General features: G+C 30.8%; 15 protein-coding genes. 2 read left to right on the forward strand and 13 right to left on the reverse strand.

Translation table 11 applies throughout. The features are described from left to right. Positions 1 to 74: 74 nt before the first annotated feature. From RH81_RS04805 to RH81_RS04860, 12 genes are all read right to left on the reverse strand, one after another. Positions 75 to 836 (reverse strand): CPBP family intramembrane glutamic endopeptidase, encoded by a 762-nt coding sequence (locus tag RH81_RS04805; RefSeq protein WP_033958469.1) that lies wholly within the window; start codon positions 834 to 836, stop codon positions 75 to 77. Positions 837 to 901: 65 nt separating this feature from the next. Continuing rightward, a complete protein-coding gene (locus tag RH81_RS04810) occupies positions 902 to 1927 on the reverse strand; it encodes a helix-turn-helix domain-containing protein (RefSeq protein ID WP_161791971.1) in 1026 nt (341 codons plus the stop codon). Between the two features lie 256 nt (positions 1928 to 2183). Continuing rightward, a complete protein-coding gene (locus tag RH81_RS04815) occupies positions 2184 to 2987 on the reverse strand; it encodes a PhzF family phenazine biosynthesis protein (protein ID WP_052172416.1) in 804 nt (267 codons plus the stop codon). Positions 2988 to 3039: 52 nt separating this feature from the next. Further along, positions 3040 to 3951: an alpha/beta fold hydrolase gene (locus tag RH81_RS04820; RefSeq protein ID WP_033958472.1), complete on the reverse strand. Its 912-nt coding sequence runs from the start codon at positions 3949 to 3951 to the stop codon at positions 3040 to 3042. Between the two features lie 142 nt (positions 3952 to 4093). Next, positions 4094 to 4690 carry an NAD(P)H-dependent oxidoreductase gene (locus RH81_RS04825; protein WP_033958473.1) on the reverse strand — a complete coding sequence of 199 codons (597 nt, stop codon included), beginning with the start codon at positions 4688 to 4690 and terminating at the stop codon, positions 4094 to 4096. 5 nt (positions 4691 to 4695) lie between these two features. Further along, positions 4696 to 5154 carry a RidA family protein gene (locus RH81_RS04830; protein ID WP_033958474.1) on the reverse strand — a complete coding sequence of 153 codons (459 nt, stop codon included), beginning with the start codon at positions 5152 to 5154 and terminating at the stop codon, positions 4696 to 4698. Then, positions 5155 to 5859: an SDR family oxidoreductase gene (locus RH81_RS04835; protein WP_033958475.1), complete on the reverse strand. Its 705-nt coding sequence runs from the start codon at positions 5857 to 5859 to the stop codon at positions 5155 to 5157. A gap of 50 nt (positions 5860 to 5909) precedes the next feature. Further along, positions 5910 to 6632, reverse strand: coding sequence for an SDR family oxidoreductase (locus tag RH81_RS04840; RefSeq protein WP_033958477.1), 723 nt, complete (start codon positions 6630 to 6632; stop codon positions 5910 to 5912). Positions 6633 to 6693: 61 nt separating this feature from the next. After that, positions 6694 to 7269: a TetR/AcrR family transcriptional regulator gene (locus RH81_RS04845; protein WP_161791972.1), complete on the reverse strand. Its 576-nt coding sequence runs from the start codon at positions 7267 to 7269 to the stop codon at positions 6694 to 6696. 150 nt (positions 7270 to 7419) lie between these two features. After that, complete coding sequence (locus tag RH81_RS04850) at positions 7420 to 7920, reverse strand: VOC family protein (RefSeq protein WP_033958482.1); 501 nt, start codon at positions 7918 to 7920, stop codon at positions 7420 to 7422. Positions 7921 to 8042: 122 nt separating this feature from the next. Beyond that, entirely contained in the window at positions 8043 to 11603 is a 3561-nt protein-coding gene (locus RH81_RS04855; RefSeq protein WP_033958484.1) for an ABC transporter permease/M1 family aminopeptidase, read from the reverse strand. A 3-nt stretch (positions 11604 to 11606) separates the two neighbouring features. Continuing rightward, positions 11607 to 12494 carry an ABC transporter ATP-binding protein gene (locus RH81_RS04860; RefSeq protein ID WP_033958485.1) on the reverse strand — a complete coding sequence of 296 codons (888 nt, stop codon included), beginning with the start codon at positions 12492 to 12494 and terminating at the stop codon, positions 11607 to 11609. 338 nt (positions 12495 to 12832) lie between these two features. Here RH81_RS04860 and RH81_RS04865 point away from each other — a divergent pair, with 338 nt between their 5' ends. Continuing rightward, entirely contained in the window at positions 12833 to 13951 is a 1119-nt protein-coding gene (locus RH81_RS04865; protein ID WP_241478955.1) for a sensor histidine kinase, read from the forward strand. Next, the gene (locus RH81_RS04870) at positions 13944 to 14648 is read left to right on the forward strand and encodes a LytR/AlgR family response regulator transcription factor (protein WP_033958487.1); all 705 of its coding nucleotides are present in this window, start codon (positions 13944 to 13946) and stop codon (positions 14646 to 14648) included. Before RH81_RS04865 ends, RH81_RS04870 begins: the two co-directional genes overlap by 8 nt. Before the next feature lie 58 nt (positions 14649 to 14706). Here the strand turns inward: RH81_RS04870 and RH81_RS04875 are convergent, their stop codons facing one another. Further along, positions 14707 to 16356: a serine hydrolase gene (locus tag RH81_RS04875; RefSeq protein ID WP_033958490.1), complete on the reverse strand. Its 1650-nt coding sequence runs from the start codon at positions 16354 to 16356 to the stop codon at positions 14707 to 14709. Positions 16357 to 16529: the final 173 nt, after the last annotated feature.

Below are 16529 nucleotides of genomic sequence, written 5' to 3' on the forward strand. Positions count from 1 at the left end.
ATATAAAAAATAATTTCGGCTAAGATAACTATACTGTTCTCTAGAATTGGTGAAATTGATGGATTAATAATATTTTATCTTAAATACAATTGAACCATTAAAATAGTATCCATATAGGCATGTGCTAAGATTAAGACCCAAATTCGTTTCTTAAGATATACGTAAGAACATCCTAATGCCAATCCCATAAAACTAGTTTGAACAATACCCATAATTCCCCAACTATAATGTGCTAAACCAAAAACTACAGCACTAATGATCACTACTATAACTCTTCCTGTTTTACTTGTGATTCCTAATTCGGAAATACGGTTTATTAAAAAGGCTCTATAAATGACTTCTTCGCCAAAGGAAGCTACGATATACACACCAAAAAGTGTGAGCATTAGCATGCCAATATTATCTTTAATATACTCATAGCCACTCATATCTGAAGACTTGGGAATGTCAGTAATATTTGCCATAATGATAGAACCAATAATAAATCCAACCAGTGCTAAAATGAAAACAAGAATGGATTGCAACGTGGTTTTTAGTCCGATTTTCCAAGTGATTTTTTTGAATGTAAATCCGAAATGTTCTAAACCTTCTCCTCTTAGTTTGATACCTGCAAAAACAATTGTGAGCATAATTATATTAGCAAACCATACAATTGCTTGATTATATACCAGATCTGAAGCGTCGTCTGATTGGAAGGCCATAATAAATAAAAAAGCCACTAGAAACACGGCTAGTATTTCTATGATTTTTGCCAATTTATTTTGCTTTAGTAAGTGTCTAACCCTTTTGAAAAGGGAGTTTGTTGGTTCTTTTTTGAATTGATTTTCTAATGACATAACTATAATATTTGATTGATTTACAATGCAATACTATATCATATAGCTATGAGAACAGTCCGAAATCAGGAAGTCGAACCCTTTTCTATGGAGTTTTTAAATTGTGTTGGTGTGAGTTTGGTGAATTTTTTAAAAGCCGTATTAAATGAGGACTTAGAATTAAATCCAGAATCGTACATGATTCCTTGAATGGTCAATTTTTCATCCGTTTGCTTGGCAAATATTGATTTGGCTGCTTCTACTCTATATTTATTTACAAAATCAAAAAAATTACAATTATAACCTTCATTAATAACTTGCGATACAATTTTAGAAGGCATATTTAATTCTGTAGACAAATCAGAAATACTTAATTCACTATCCAAGAAACGTTCATTTGAAGTCATATGATTTTCCAAGGTATTCATATATGCTTTGAGATCAGTTTGCGATAAGTAAGAACCTGCATATTTTTTCTTTTCCTCGAAATCAATTAGTGTGATGGCGCCACTTTCATTAGAAGGTTGGTTTAATAATTTCAGCAATATAGAATTGATAAAATAAAACATAAATAAAGCCATTAATAACAGCGTTACCAATAAGCCATTTTTATAGCCTACAAAAGGTAATATCGAGTGAATTAATGATATTGAAAACAGAATAATAAAACAGTTGAGAATGAACTTTAGAAGTTTAAAATTATCTTGATTAAAGGCGGAATACAAATCTTTTGCTTTACCAATAACCTTTTTTATTTCTAGTTTCGATTTGAATAAATAATAAAAAATATGACTGATTATCAATAACTCTCCAATCCTAAAATATATAGGGATTTGCTGGTTATTCATTTGATTGGTGGTCTCGGAAACCGAAGCTGTATCGGCAAACAAAATGAGTCCTAAAACTGCACAAATGGAAATTAAAAATGGAATAAAATGAACCCAGCTTTTCTTTTGTAATTTATAGTTTTTAAACACTACAGATTGCGTAAAGAGATATAGTAAAGGTCCATAAGCGAACATAAAGGTATCATCAATAAAAAGTAATTGCGGCATCTTAATTTCAACTCTGAATACAGTAAAGTATAGTGCAATTACAACTATGAAAATCATAAGAAAAATAATTGCCAGAAGTGTATTGCTTAAAGATTTTCCCTTTTTATTCTGAAGTAAAAAAAGTGATACAAATATGAATTGAAACCCTAATATGGAAAACAATATTTTCAACACATTAATATCCATAGATAACTATAATTAAATGATTAGCGTAAAGCTAACAAAATAACCAACCATATATAATATTTAACTGACCCTATTATTTTACTAGTACACTATTATTACAAAAATAATTATGAATGTTTTGTTTTAATTATAGGTTCAGTGTTCCTGTAGAATATGTTTTAGCTCTTCCTGCGATGAGTACTCGATCTCCCAAATTTGTACAAAATAACTCTCCTCCTCGTTGGGATATCTGTTTGGCAACCATTTCTTTTTTATGCAATACTTTACTCCAATACGGAATTAAAGAAGCATGTGCTGATCCAGTAACTGGATCTTCAAATATGGTAGCTTGCGGAATAAAAAAACGTGATACAAAATCTGAATTATTCCCTTTTGCTGTAATAACTACACCACCAGGATCAATATTTGTAGTATCGAATATTTTTTTATCTATTTTAATCTCTCGAACATCAGTTTCACTATCATAAACTAATATATAATCTCTAGATTTAAGAACTTCGAGAGGCTGCTTATTTACTGCTTTACTAATAAATTCAGGAAGTTCTACTGGCACAGGCATTCTTTCAGGGAAGTCCATCGAATACATGTCATCTTTTATCGAAACAAATAGGTTCCCACTTATTGTTTTAAATTTTATTTTGCTTTTAGTATATCCGAATATTTCTTTTAGGGCATGTGAAGTTGCCAATGTGGCATGACCACAAAGGTCTAGTTCCAAATCTGGTGTAAACCATCTTAAATGAATATCGTTAGTATTTATTATAAAAAAAGCTGTAGCATCCACTGCATTTTTTTTAGCTATATTAAGCAAGACTTCATCATCAGGCCAATGCTCCAGTTTTACAACAATAGCTGGATTTCCATGGAATAATTCATTTGTAAAGGCATCTATATGCGCATATTCATATATTTTAGACTGACTCTTCTTCATTGGGTTAATTCATGTTTTAAAAAATAGATGTTTTCTGCCAGAGTCCTAATAATTAGTCGTTTTTTGAGTTACTATTGTAACTTGAAAAATCTAATGTTCTCAATAGCATACTTTTTGTTTTTGTCGCTTCTACACTAGTCGCATAAACCCTTATAATTTGATATATAATAAAATTAGGATTGTCTTTAAAGGCATAATGATTTGCATTATTTATCATCATTAATGTTCTATTTTGATGATACTTTACAAAATCTTGATGACCATCAATCCATCTGTTTTTATCATCTTCATTTTTGAATGGGTTATACGGATTACTCGCCACCAAATCAATAACAGGGACAGAAGAAGGGAAATTCGTTTTACGAAGTAATTCAATTGAACTTTCAATATTCATGATTTCATTGTACAACCCTATTTTCTCTGCTTTTAGTTTGTTTAGAAATTCTTCTGAAAGGACTCCTTTTAGCTTATTAACAAATTCTTCAGAATAATAAGACGCTAATGACGCATCAACAAATACTACACCTTTTACTTTTTTCTCATTTCTAGATGCAAATAACGTTGTATAAAACCCTCCTAAAGAGTGCGCTACTAAAATAAGGTCTTCATCGTATCCCAATTGTTTAAGCCCTCTCTCTAAGGCCTTGACATTATCTAAAATCTGATTATCCTTAAAATCTGTTTTACCATCTTTAATGGTGCTCTTTCCTAATCCAGCTCTATCATATGTGATAATTGTTGCACCAGTAATGTCTGCAATAGGTTGAATGATATCTTTCCAAACAGTCCCATCATTACCACTTCCCGATTCAAAAAGAATTGGTGTACCAGTTCCTTGAATAATATTAAAATGAAGTTTGTACTGACCAACGTCAACTATAGTGTCTTTAGATTGAGATTGACCTTGAAAAAAGCAAAATATTAATACTGCTATGAATTGAAATTTAAGAATAACTTGTTTCATTATTTGTTTTAACTAATGATTAAATAAACTAGACGATTACTAATATATTTTGTTACCGCCTAGTTCTATTATATATTTTTAGACTCATATGATTGGAAAAAGTGCATCTAATTTCCATCGTATAAACATTATAATTAGTCATTTAATATCTAGTTAATTCATTGAGTCGATTTGTTAGTCTTACGATATCCTTTTCAATCTGTGGTTCTTTAATGACATTATAAGAATGAAATCCAGCTAAAATTTCAAAACCACAAAATTTATAATTCACAGATAAATTAATTAGAGCCTCGTCTGCCGATTTACCTTGAAATAATACTTGTGCTGAATTATCAAAAGCCTCTTCAGGAGCATTCCAAGTTGTTGACATCATATATTTTTTTCCTTGAGAAATACCACCTGTACCATACTGTTTGGTACGATCTTCTATTAAGCGTCCATCGGTTAATACTATTTTTTTTTGTTGCAGTGCAGAAGTAAAAACTTCATCAATATATTTTTTATGAATCCATGGAGTATTAAACCAAAACACTGGAGTTTGTGTGATTATTAAATCTGCCCAATCATGTTTGTTCACTTCATCATTTATATCATAACCATCTTCTATTTTAGTAGTTCTAACGACAAAGTCTTTATCCTTAAAAAAAGTTGTAATCTCATTTTGAAATCGCTCATTTAATTTTCCTTCAGACATGCCATCCCACTTTTGATGCGCATTTATTATCAGTATATTTTTCATTTGTTTTATTCTTTAATTGTAAAGCTAGTTGTAAGACCTACGCTAAAATCTCTAGGTAAAGCGTCAACACCAAAAATTGCTCTTGAGTGCGTTCCTTTCTCTCCTAAAATATTAACAAATAAATCAGAAGCGCCATTAACAACTTCAGGAGACTCATCCCAATTCTTATCCGATTGGAAATAAGCATCTATATGATTGAGCCCAATAATATTATCAAAACCTATTTTTTGATCTATTTGTGCCAATACATTTAAAGCACATAATCTCATCGCATTGTAGCCTTCTATGGTTGTAATTTGATTTCCTAGTCTGCCTTGAAATAAATAAGTACCATTTTCAATAGGAAACTGAATTGCAACATACGCAATGTTTCCTCTTATATTAACTGAAACATAGTTACCTCCAGGATTAGATACACTTGGTAATACTAATCCTAACTCTTGTAATTTCTCTAATAGATTCATTTAAAAAGGATTTGTTGCCCAAACTGTAACTTCAGGTACAAAACCTTTATCACGCATATTTACCACTGAAAGAATTGCTTGAGCAATATCTTCAGCACCCAATTTATTAGATTCTTCGTTTCGTTCTTCTCTATTAGCATCTGCAAAGGCTGTTGTTACTTCACTAGGATTAATTAAAGACACCCTAATATTATCCTTTCGTAATTCTGCTTGCCAGGATTGAGTCATTCCTCTTACTGCAAATTTTGAAGCTGCATATACAGAACCTCGTGCAAAACCTTTTAGACTAGCCGTTGAACCAATATTGATAATGTTACCAGATTGTTGGGCTTTAAAAAATGGAATTAATTCTTGTGTAATCAAAGCCAACCCAAAAACATTAGTATTATATACAGTTTTTAAATCCTCTTCTGTGATTTCTCCTAATAATGGAAATACACCAATTCCAGCATTATTAATTAACACATCTATAGTTCCTTCTAAAAGAGACATAGCTTCTTTTGCTTTCTCTGGAATAGATTTTAAATCGCTAATATCAAATGGTAATGGAATTGCTCCAATTTCATTAGCAACTTTTTGCAACTTATTTGCATCTCTACCAGTAATCACCACTTTAGCACCTTCTGCTATAAATTGCTTTGCCGTTTCTTTTCCAATTCCAGAACTTCCTCCTGTAATTAATACTCTTGAATTACTAATTTTCATTGTTTTAATATTTTATATATGGGCAGAAGCCGAACTTCTGCCCTAGTTAATTATACTAATTTTTGACCTCCATCGATATCAAGAACGGCTCCTGTAACATATTCACTTTCCATAAAGAAAATTACGCCTTTTGTAACATCCTTTGCAACACCAATTTGTTTAACTGGCAAAGTTTCCGCAAAACCATTAAAAAATTCTTTTTGCTGTTCATCTGGCATATAAGCATCCCAAGCAGTTGTATGAATAAAACCTGGAGTAATCACATTAACTCTTGTTGGCGCCAATTCTAATGCTAACATTTTACCTAAAGACTCAACTGCTCCACCAACTCCTGTATATGGCATTTGTCCAGCTATTGCCTTTCTACTTACTATACCCGAAAATAAAGTTATGGAATCTCCTTTACCCATTTTAGGACTTGCATGCTTGACGGCATTCATTTGCACCCAAAGCTTTGAATCAAATAATGCTTTGGCTGCTTCTATATCTAGTTCTTTTATAGAACCGCCATAACCTCCAGAAGATGAAATTACCAAATGATCTACTTTCTCAAAGGTATCAAAAAAGGATTTCACTTCGGCTTCTTTAGTTCCATCTAATTGGTAAATAGAAACATTACCATCAAGATAATTTTTAGCTTTTTCTAGTTTCTCCAGAGAACGACTAGCTATAGTGACATTTGCTCCTTTTTCAATAGCTTCTTTGGCTGTTTCTAATCCAATTCCTTGGCTCCCACCAATAATTACTACTGTTTTGTTTTCTAATGTGTTCATGTTTTTGTTTTAGTTTAGATTTAAATTATTAGACCAGTCTACTATTAGATGAATAAAAAAATTATAGAATGTATTTCTTTAAAAAATTAATAAATATTTTAATGGAATCAATATTTTTTGAAGATTTCATTCGCAGTAAGGAACCTTCCCATGTTGTCAAAATGAAATCGCTCATAACCTTTGCCGATTCATCCTGCTTAATATTACCTTGATCCTGCCCTTCTTGAATACATATTTCAAAACAATCTTGCCATTTACTTAATTCGTTTGCAACCGAGCTACTAAATGCTTCAGACATATCTGATAACTCAAGACTACAATTACCCAATAGACATCCTTCCTTAAAATCTTTAGTAACATATAAATTTTGCATATCCACAAAAAACGAAATAATTCTATCCTTAGGATGTTTTGATCTATCAGTTAAATAACTATTTAAAAAAGCAATTGAATTTTCAGAATAAAACTTTATAACCTGAATTCCAAAATCCTCTTTACTTTTAAAATAGTAATAGAATGATCCTTTAGGAATATTTGCCGTCTCTAATATCTTATTTAGACCAACATTGTTGTATCCGTTTTTAAGAATTAAGTCTGTCCCTATTTCTAAAATGTTATCTATCGTTTTTGTCTTCATTACTCTCATATTAGACCAGTCGGCTACAAAGATAATATTTTTTTCTAATTACCAAAATATATTTATTAAAGAGTTTAGAATTATCTTTGAAATATTTTGAACTATAAATCGTAACAACTTGTATCTAAGTAGTTTAATTAATACGTTGCTCTAATTTTTATGCCTGCTAATAATTTCAAGTGTATTTCCTTCTGGATCTATTACTTGTAATAAATCAACGTCAAGATTTTCATCTCTAAATATTCTACCAGCATTTATATTTTCATTTTCTAAACAGGTCTTTAAATCAATAAGATTGGCATTAGTATAAAATCCGAACTTCATAAAACCACTCCACTGTTCAGCGTTAGAATCTGGTTTAAAATCACTTGTTTTAAGTGCATCATTTCTATAGAAAATTTCAACTACAAATTCTTTTTTTCTCATTAAAACTCCTGTTGCACTTCTGTCTGGAAAAGTAAATTCTTTAACAATTTCCAGTCCAAAAGTGTTTTTATACCATTCACCAAGTTCACTATTTTTATGCGTAGTGAAAGCAATAAAGCTTGGTTCTAATTCAACATTGCTTAAGCAATTATTAAGTTCGTTTTTTTGTCCAATAGCATTATAACTAATAATTAATGCGGTAACGAGTAGTACTATTTTATTCATCAAGATTGTTTAATTCAGGTTAAAGTTGTTGAAATTCAGTGATAAGCTCAGATGTAAAACCTTGCAACTCCATCTTCATGCAATTGCATTTGTTTTACCATTTATTTAACCGTTTAAGTTCTCTACAAGTTTATTAGATTATCTGTATAGTTTTCATCAGATCGTGTCCCAAATGGATCTATAGCTATATAAACTGGTTCTTTGTCCACTATAAACGTTATCTCAGTAGTTTCTTTATTGATATGATTTGATTTATAATATAGAATCGAACTATCATCTTTCAAAGTTGAAGGATGTGATGTAAAGACTCCAATTTTAATAGGTTCATCAATTGAAATTTGTTCAGTTTCTCCACTATCTAATGTTTCAAAACGTTTCGCCTTTACATTTACAGTCACTTCGTAAGTTCCGTTTGGTAACACTTTATAAGAGCTGTCTTCAATTCCTAAATCATAAGTGATTACCTTTTTAAACCAATCATCAATTAGAATATGATATTCTTCTGGTGTTACTTTATAAATCTCTTCTAAAAACTCGATAGAAGTTGCTTCCAACTTATTTGTATCACGATGTCTGTCTGTTATCGTTTTCAATACATTGTTTACTTGCTGCTCACCTATTAAATCTCTTAAAGCCAACATGACTGTATACGCTTTCCCATACATAATATAACTTTCGCTAAATACTTTATAAATAGGAGGTTCTATATCGCTGGCAAAAGAACGTCCAGAAAAATATCTTCTCCTTGCGGTATCACTCAATTGATATATCGCTCTTTTTCCAAACATTTTCTCCATAATTACGGCTTCCGTATATTTTGCAAGTCCTTCAACAAATAGAGGGCCTCCTGCAACTGGTTTTGCAGATAAGGTATGTCCCCAATATTGATGTGCTACTTCATGAATGGTTCGTTTTGCTACTAAATTGAATGTTTCTTCCTTACTAACATCTGCTAAATACAATCGATCTTCTACCATACTTATAACTCCTGGATGTGCAAAGCCTCCAAAAGGCCAATGCGATGGGACTTCTGCAATTCTTACATGATCAAAAGCATAAGTTCCAAAATTGTCCTGACAATAGTCTAAAGTTTGCTTTATGCTATTTTCAATGTCCTCAATATTAAAATTATGATTTGCGTCATAATATTGCTCAATTGAAACGCCTTTATAATTAATCTTTTTAGAATCATAATTCGCAGAAAAATAACCGACTGCTGGCATAATTTTATCTTTTGATTTATAGTGATAATAATTTCTTCCTTTTTCAGTCCATTCTTTAATCAAGGTACCAGAGCTAATTGCTGTTTGATTACTATCTGTAGAAACAATGGTTTCAAACCTTGTTTTTTCAAATTTAATATCTTCCAATATGATATGCGTATCTGAATTATTCTCTTCAATACGTACAGGTAAATTCCTTTTTTGACGTTCAATTCTGCTAGTGATTTCTAAACCCGAACTATATCCTAAAACAGGTTCGAAATTTCCAAAACGATTAATATATGTACCATTGTTTACAATTGAATTGTCTTCTTTATAGCCTTTTAGCTCTTTTTTTAATTTATAACTAAGTTTTACCGAATCATTCGGTTGCAAAGGCGTGTCAAACTGAAATAAATATGTTTCATAATAAGTATCATGACTAATTAAACGCGCGTTTTCTAAAGAGATATTTTCTAATGGAATTCGTTCTGTTATAAATAATTCTGCTAAAGGTTCTTCACTTTTGTTTTTCAGCACATAATCAGCTTTTACCGTATAACTTCTCTCTTTTGGAAAGATTGCAACTTCTGTTTTTATTGAGATACGAACTAGTCTTTCCAAGCTTTCATACGTCTTAAATTTTCGTTCATAATTTTCACTAAAATCTAATCGGTCATTTACCGTTTCATACTCAGAAACGATGTTTACATTATAAAAAACAAGGCTTCCAGCACCAAGAAATAGCATTACAAAACTGGCGAATGCTAGTTTCTGAAATGTAGTCCAACCAAACTTTAGTTGCTTTAATTTCACAAATAATGATGCGACTATTCCTCTATTCCATATTTTAAAAGACACAAAAACTAATAGCAATCCTAATGCCAACCAATACAATGCTAAATGATCATATAAGCTGGAAGCACCATTAAATCCATCCATATTATTATAACTCAATCTTGGAATAAAACCAATACTCGTTAAAGGATGTTCAAGGCCTAACATATCTGATTTTAAACTTAGAATAACGATCAATCCGAAAATTCCCATTCCCAAGTATTTATGTTTCACCAAACTATTTATAAATAAGGCAATCATACAAAACACCGCTAATTGAATTCCGTAATAGTAAAATAGCGACGCATATAAACCGAACTCGAAGTTTGAATAGCCTAAACTCACCTGAAATAAGATGCTCATTAATATACCTGTCGCAATTAATAGCATTGGTAACAGTAACAATGCACTGAATTTTGACAAAAAGAACACCCAGTTTTTAACAGGAGTTGCATCAATTATGCTATTAAAGTTGAAACTTCGTTCTTTCCATACTATGTCTGAACTATAAAAAGTAATAAGTATTAAACTAAAAATGGTTAAAGGATCAACAAATAAGGCTATTAATTGATTTGTAAAAGGATACACGCTCACGCCATATTCTCCACCACTTATTACTGTTGAATACAATTCTGAGAACGCAATAAAGAGCCACATTATTAATACTGCAATAAAAGGCAAACTTCTAAAGACGCTGTTTAATTCTATTTTTAATAATGCTAAGTAAGCCTGACTTTGAGCTTTAAAATTATGTAATGCTTGAATTGGTTTATAAACCAATAATTGTTGCTTGTCTATTTTAGCTTTGGGTTGTTTTTTTATTTTTTTAGTAATCGATCTGAATGAAAACAATTTATAGGTTATTAACAAGAATCCAACAGAAACAACGATCCAAATAAGTCTATTCATGAGAAACAATCCAGAAAAAGAAAGGAGCTGAGTATTCTTTTGGAAAGGAGTCCAATATTGAGTCTGTTCAAAAAATGCTGCAATTCCAAATGGATCTGCAAGTGCTGCAATAGCCATACTCTCTGATGAAGCTGGAACTGCTTGAGCCATTAATGGCGAATTTAAAAAGATAGAACTCACAAAATATAACATGTAAACAAATACAGCGCTCACGTAAGTTGCAGTACTATTTTTTGTTAGCGTACTAACAGAAAATATAATTGTAGAACAGACAAATATGTTTGGTATTACGATATAGAAAAAGGGTTGCAAGTATGTTGATAATTGAAAATCTGCGATCCTTTCTGGATCTAAGCCTGAAAAATAATTTCCGAATATATATCCAATAAGAAATGGAGAAAATGCTAAAACACTAAAAATAAATGTTCCAAAAAAGCGACTCCAAAAAAATTGACTCTTTTTAATTGAAGAACTATAAATTAGGTTCTCCATATTATATTGTTTGTCCCTAAGCATCGCGCTAATTGCAAAAAACATAACTATAAACACACTTCCTAAGGTAAAAAGACTTGTATGAAAATACACTTGATATACAGCATTGAAATTAATGCCTTTAGGAGCAAAACCTTGTCGACCAACAAACACTCCTAATGCTAAAAATAAGATAGCGAAAATTGGCAGTGCTCTTTGTTTGAGTTGGTAAAAAACTTCGAATTGAATTAACTTTTTAAACATGACTTAGGCTGTTTTTGTTGATTGATTAAACAATGTTGCGAAGTAATAGTCTTCCAAATTTGGTGTGATCAAATCAAATCCAGCTTCTGGTCTGGTTTCTGACAAGACCTTTATTTGAGTTTTTCCTGAAACAAGCTGTGTAGAGATGACATTAAAAGCTTTTTTAAAACTATCTATATTTGTTTTAGAGATAATTTTTGTCCAAACCTTCCCTTCTATTGTTGCTACTAATTCTGTTGGATTTCCTTCAGATATAATTTCTCCATGTGATAGAATAGCCATCCTAGGACATAAGTTTCGTACATCTTCTACAATATGTGTCGATAGAATTACAATTACATTTTCACCTATTTCACTTAATAAATTCAAAAAGCGATTGCTCTCTTCCGGATCTAAACCAGCTGTAGGTTCATCTACAATGATTAATTGAGGATTTGCTAACAAGGCTTGCGCAATTCCAAAACGTTGTCGCATTCCGCCAGAAAATGTATAAACAGCTTTCTTTCTATGTTGATACAAATTGACTTGTTGCAACAATGCTGTTACTTGCTCTTTACGTTCTTTTTTATTGATAATGCCTTTTAAAATGGCCATATGATTCAATAATTTTTCCGCAGATATTTTTGGATACACACCAAACTCTTGAGGTAAATAACCCAATTGCTTTCTAATCTCATGTGGCTGTGTAACAACATCTATATTGTTAAAAGAAACACTTCCTGAAGAGGGTTCTTGTAAGGAAGCTATTGTGCGCATTAGTGATGATTTTCCTGCGCCATTAGAACCTAACAATCCAAACATTCCATTCGTGATTTTCAAATTGATATTATCTAATGCTTTTACGCCATTTGGATACGTCTTGGTTAGATTATTGATTAGTAATGTATTCATCTGTTTGATTTTTGATTGATGTGATTAATTATTTAAAACGTCTTTTTGAATTCCACTTGCAAGTGTTAGATGCTTTTAGCTTCATTCTAATTTCTGTGTTGTTTAGTATTCTCATGATTTATGGTATTACTGATTAATTTGAAGCAAACATAAAGTGAAGCACAAGGGCGTTCTAATTAATATGACATAAGGCAGGTTTCTAAAGTCATTCGTAGTGAAAAATAGCATCAATTGCGTTCGTCAATAAAAAAGACGTGTTCATGCTAATTATTGTAGTGTCTATCCATTTTCTTGTAATCACAGCTTAACATGTTTATTTTTGGGCTATGATTAACTTTTTGAAGAAATACAAAGCTTTTTTATTTGGGTTTTTAATTATTATGCCAATATTCTATTTGTTAGATTATATTGGTTTTATATTGATCCCTGAGGACCAATCCTTAGAAATTATTGTTTATACATTATTTTGGGGCTGGGTCATTGCTTTACCTATTCATAATTTCAACTACTTAAAAAGAAAAAAGAAAACCGTATTTAATATCATTGGTTTAATCGCACTCTTCGTTATTGCTTTAGTGATTGATTCGATGATGGAATTGCCAGACAATCCAATAACCTTTATACTTTTAATGGCATTCTGGATGGGTTTTATCTATATATTAATTCCCTCTTTTATAAAAAAGTATTGGAAATTAATTGTCTTAATTTATGTGCCACTTTTACTATACTTCCTTTATTTAAGGCTGTTTTCGGGTGATTTAGAAGCTTATTTAAAAATTAAAAGTGACTTCCCTTTTTACATCTTCTTTTTACCAATTCCTGTTTTATTTATAGTTTGGATTTTTGAGCAATGGAAATGGATTCAAAACTTAAAAGCAGAAAAATCAAAAGCAGAACTCTCTTTATTAAGAACACAAATAAATCCGCATTTTTTCTTTAACACATTAAATAATCTGTATGCTTTGACCGTTACAAATTCAAAACAAGCACCAGATGTGATTTTGAAATTATCTGATATGATGCGTTACACAATTTATGAAGGAGAAAAAGAATCGGTACAGCTTAAAGATGAAATTGACTATTTAAAAAACTATATAGAACTTCATAAAATTCGATATAAAAAGTCTGTAGAAATTACTTTTAAGCACGATATAGATACGAGTTTACCTATTGCTCCTTTGCTTTTTATCATTCTTTTAGAAAATGCCTTTAAACATGGAATTGAATCACTTGCAGAACATGCGTATATTCATATCAATTTATTTGAAGATAAAGACTTCATCTATTTTGAAATAGAAAATAATTTTGATGCTCAAGAGATAAATAAATCTAATGGAATAGGTTTACAAAATCTTAAAAGAAGATTATCTTTATTGTATAATCAAAAACATGAGTTTATTGTTGACAAAAAGGAACATGAATACAAAACAACTTTAAAGATTTCTAAACATGCTTAAATACATAATTATTGATGATGAGCCTTTAGCACACGAAATTATTGAAGAATTTTGTAGTATGTTACCGCATTTACATTTAGAGAAAAATTGTTACAATGCTATTGAAGCCATGCAGTTTCTAAATGAAAACACTGTCGATTTTATGTTTTTAGATATTAATATGCCGAAGTTAACCGGATTAGATTTTTTAAAAACATTATCAAAACCTCCAAAAGCGATTATTACTACTGCCTATAAAGAGCATGCTTTAGAAGGTTTTGAACTTAATGTTGTTGACTATATATTAAAGCCTTTTAGTTTTGATCGCTTGGTGAAAGCTGTTAATAAGGTTTCAGAATCACAGACAACAAAAACAATAATTAAAGACGTTTCGGGTTCAGCAGATAATTCTACTCGTTTTTTTATTAAAGGTGATAAAAAACATCATCAAATTGATTTGAGCGACTTGCTATATATTGAAGCTTATGGCAATTACACCAAACTATTTTTAAAGGATGAAATGATTGTAAGTCATGAAAAGATATCTCACTATGAGTCTATTTTAGCTAGCGCTGATTTTTTAAGAGTTCATAAATCATTTATTGTTGCCATAGATAAAATTAAGTTCATTGAAGGTAATCGTATTTTAATAAACGAACATAAAATTCCTATTGGTCAAACCTACAAAAGCAATGTTAATAAGTTATATAATACCTAATAATTACTGTGTATGCATTATGACTCCTAATGTCCTCTTTTTTATAGTTTAATAGTATTTACATGTTAAGTTTGTCTTGAACGTTTTTAAGGTTTTCTTTATATGATTTTAATGAGCTATGTTCTACTTTCTCACCTAGAATTACTGCTTTTTTATAACAAGCAAGTGCTTTTTCATAATCTTTATATACGACATATGCTTCTCCAAGACTATCCCAAGCATTTGAAGAATTAGGAAACTTCAATGTGTTTTCTTTAAAGAATTCTAAAGCATATTCAGGATTATCAGAATATAAAAAATCATACCCAAACTGATTAAGTGTTCCTTCATCTGGACCATAAGTTTTAAAAAAGACTGTTTTTAAACTATCGGCAATTTCTATTTTTTCTGCTTCCAAATGAATTCTCATAACACCCATCATTGTACTGTTTGATGGGTTTACTTTATAACCGCTATATTCTGAAAGTCTATTAAAGTAATCTTGTAATGAAACCATACCTCCTGCTTCAATAAACTTGGCATAAGAACTTCTATTTGGGTACCCTTTTAACTTATATTCGTTTTTTAAATTATTGGCTCGTAAATGTATTTGATGCAAAATTTCTTCGGCCTTTAAATTACTTCTATTAGACAAATAAATAATCGTGGTTTCATCATCATAAAGTGCAATAAATGCGCTGTTACCAGCTAAAGCACCTCCATGTCCATAGAGCCTAACATTTATATTTTTTTCTACCACATCATCCCAATTTCTCACCCAACCATAGCAATGTCCATTTTTATTTGGAGTTAACATTATTTCAGTAAATTCTTGGGAAAGTAATTTATAAGACTTTACAGCTTCACTCCAAATAAATAAATCTAGAACTGTTGAATGCATACCTCCTGCAGTATAGGCTGTAGATTGATCTCTAAATGGTGCTTCTACAGTTTTTCCGCCATGTTCTGAATTCCACCAATCCCAACCATAAACTTCTCGGTAACTATATCCTTTTGCCAATTCCTTCGAAATATATTCATTAGTTCCAAAACCTGTATTCGTTAAATTTAAAGGTTTTACAATCTTTTTATCTAATAAATCAGCAAATGAATCTCCCGAAATTTCTTCTAAAATAACACCCAATAAATCATAACCAAAACTACTATATGTAAATTCAGTTCCTGGTTTGCTAACTAAATTGGTTCTACCTATTACTTCTGCTAATTCCTTTGAGGAATAACTTGTGTTACCAAAATCTTTCAAACTAACACCTGTAGATTGCAATCCATTATAATGTGGTAAGCCTGAAGTGTGAGATAATAGTTGATGAATAGTAATATGACTTGCTTTGTCTTTAGGTAAATACGGCAGATATTTACCTATAGTATCTTCCAGCTTCATTGCCTTTTCTTCTACTAATTGCATGATTAACATAGCCGTAAATTGTTTAGTAACTGAACCTATACCGAATTTAGTGTCTATAGCATTTGGAGCATTCGTTAATCTATCCTTTTCTCCATAGGCTTCTTTAAAAATGACTTCTCCTTTTTTAGCAACTAATACAGTACCACTAAATGGACTTCTGATTTTAATCTTCATCCCTGGATCTTCATAGCTCTCAATTAAATCTCCAATGGTTTTTGGCTCTGGTTTAAAAGCAATAAATGCTGCCCAAATTGTTAAGGCTAATACAATAATTAAACAAACTCTTAAAATACGTTTCTTCATGTTCTTAATTTATTAAATGATTTTTGATTGAAACAACAAATTTAAAGTGAAGGATTAACTTTTGTAGTGCAAGACGTGTAGCATTCTTACTTCATTTATATGTCATTTGAAATGACACAGCTGTACATCAGTGATTTACAGACATAAGGTTCTGAATACAAATGAATTTAAAT

The organism is Psychroserpens jangbogonensis, from assembly GCF_000797465.1.
GTDB lineage: Bacteria > Bacteroidota > Bacteroidia > Flavobacteriales > Flavobacteriaceae > Psychroserpens > Psychroserpens jangbogonensis.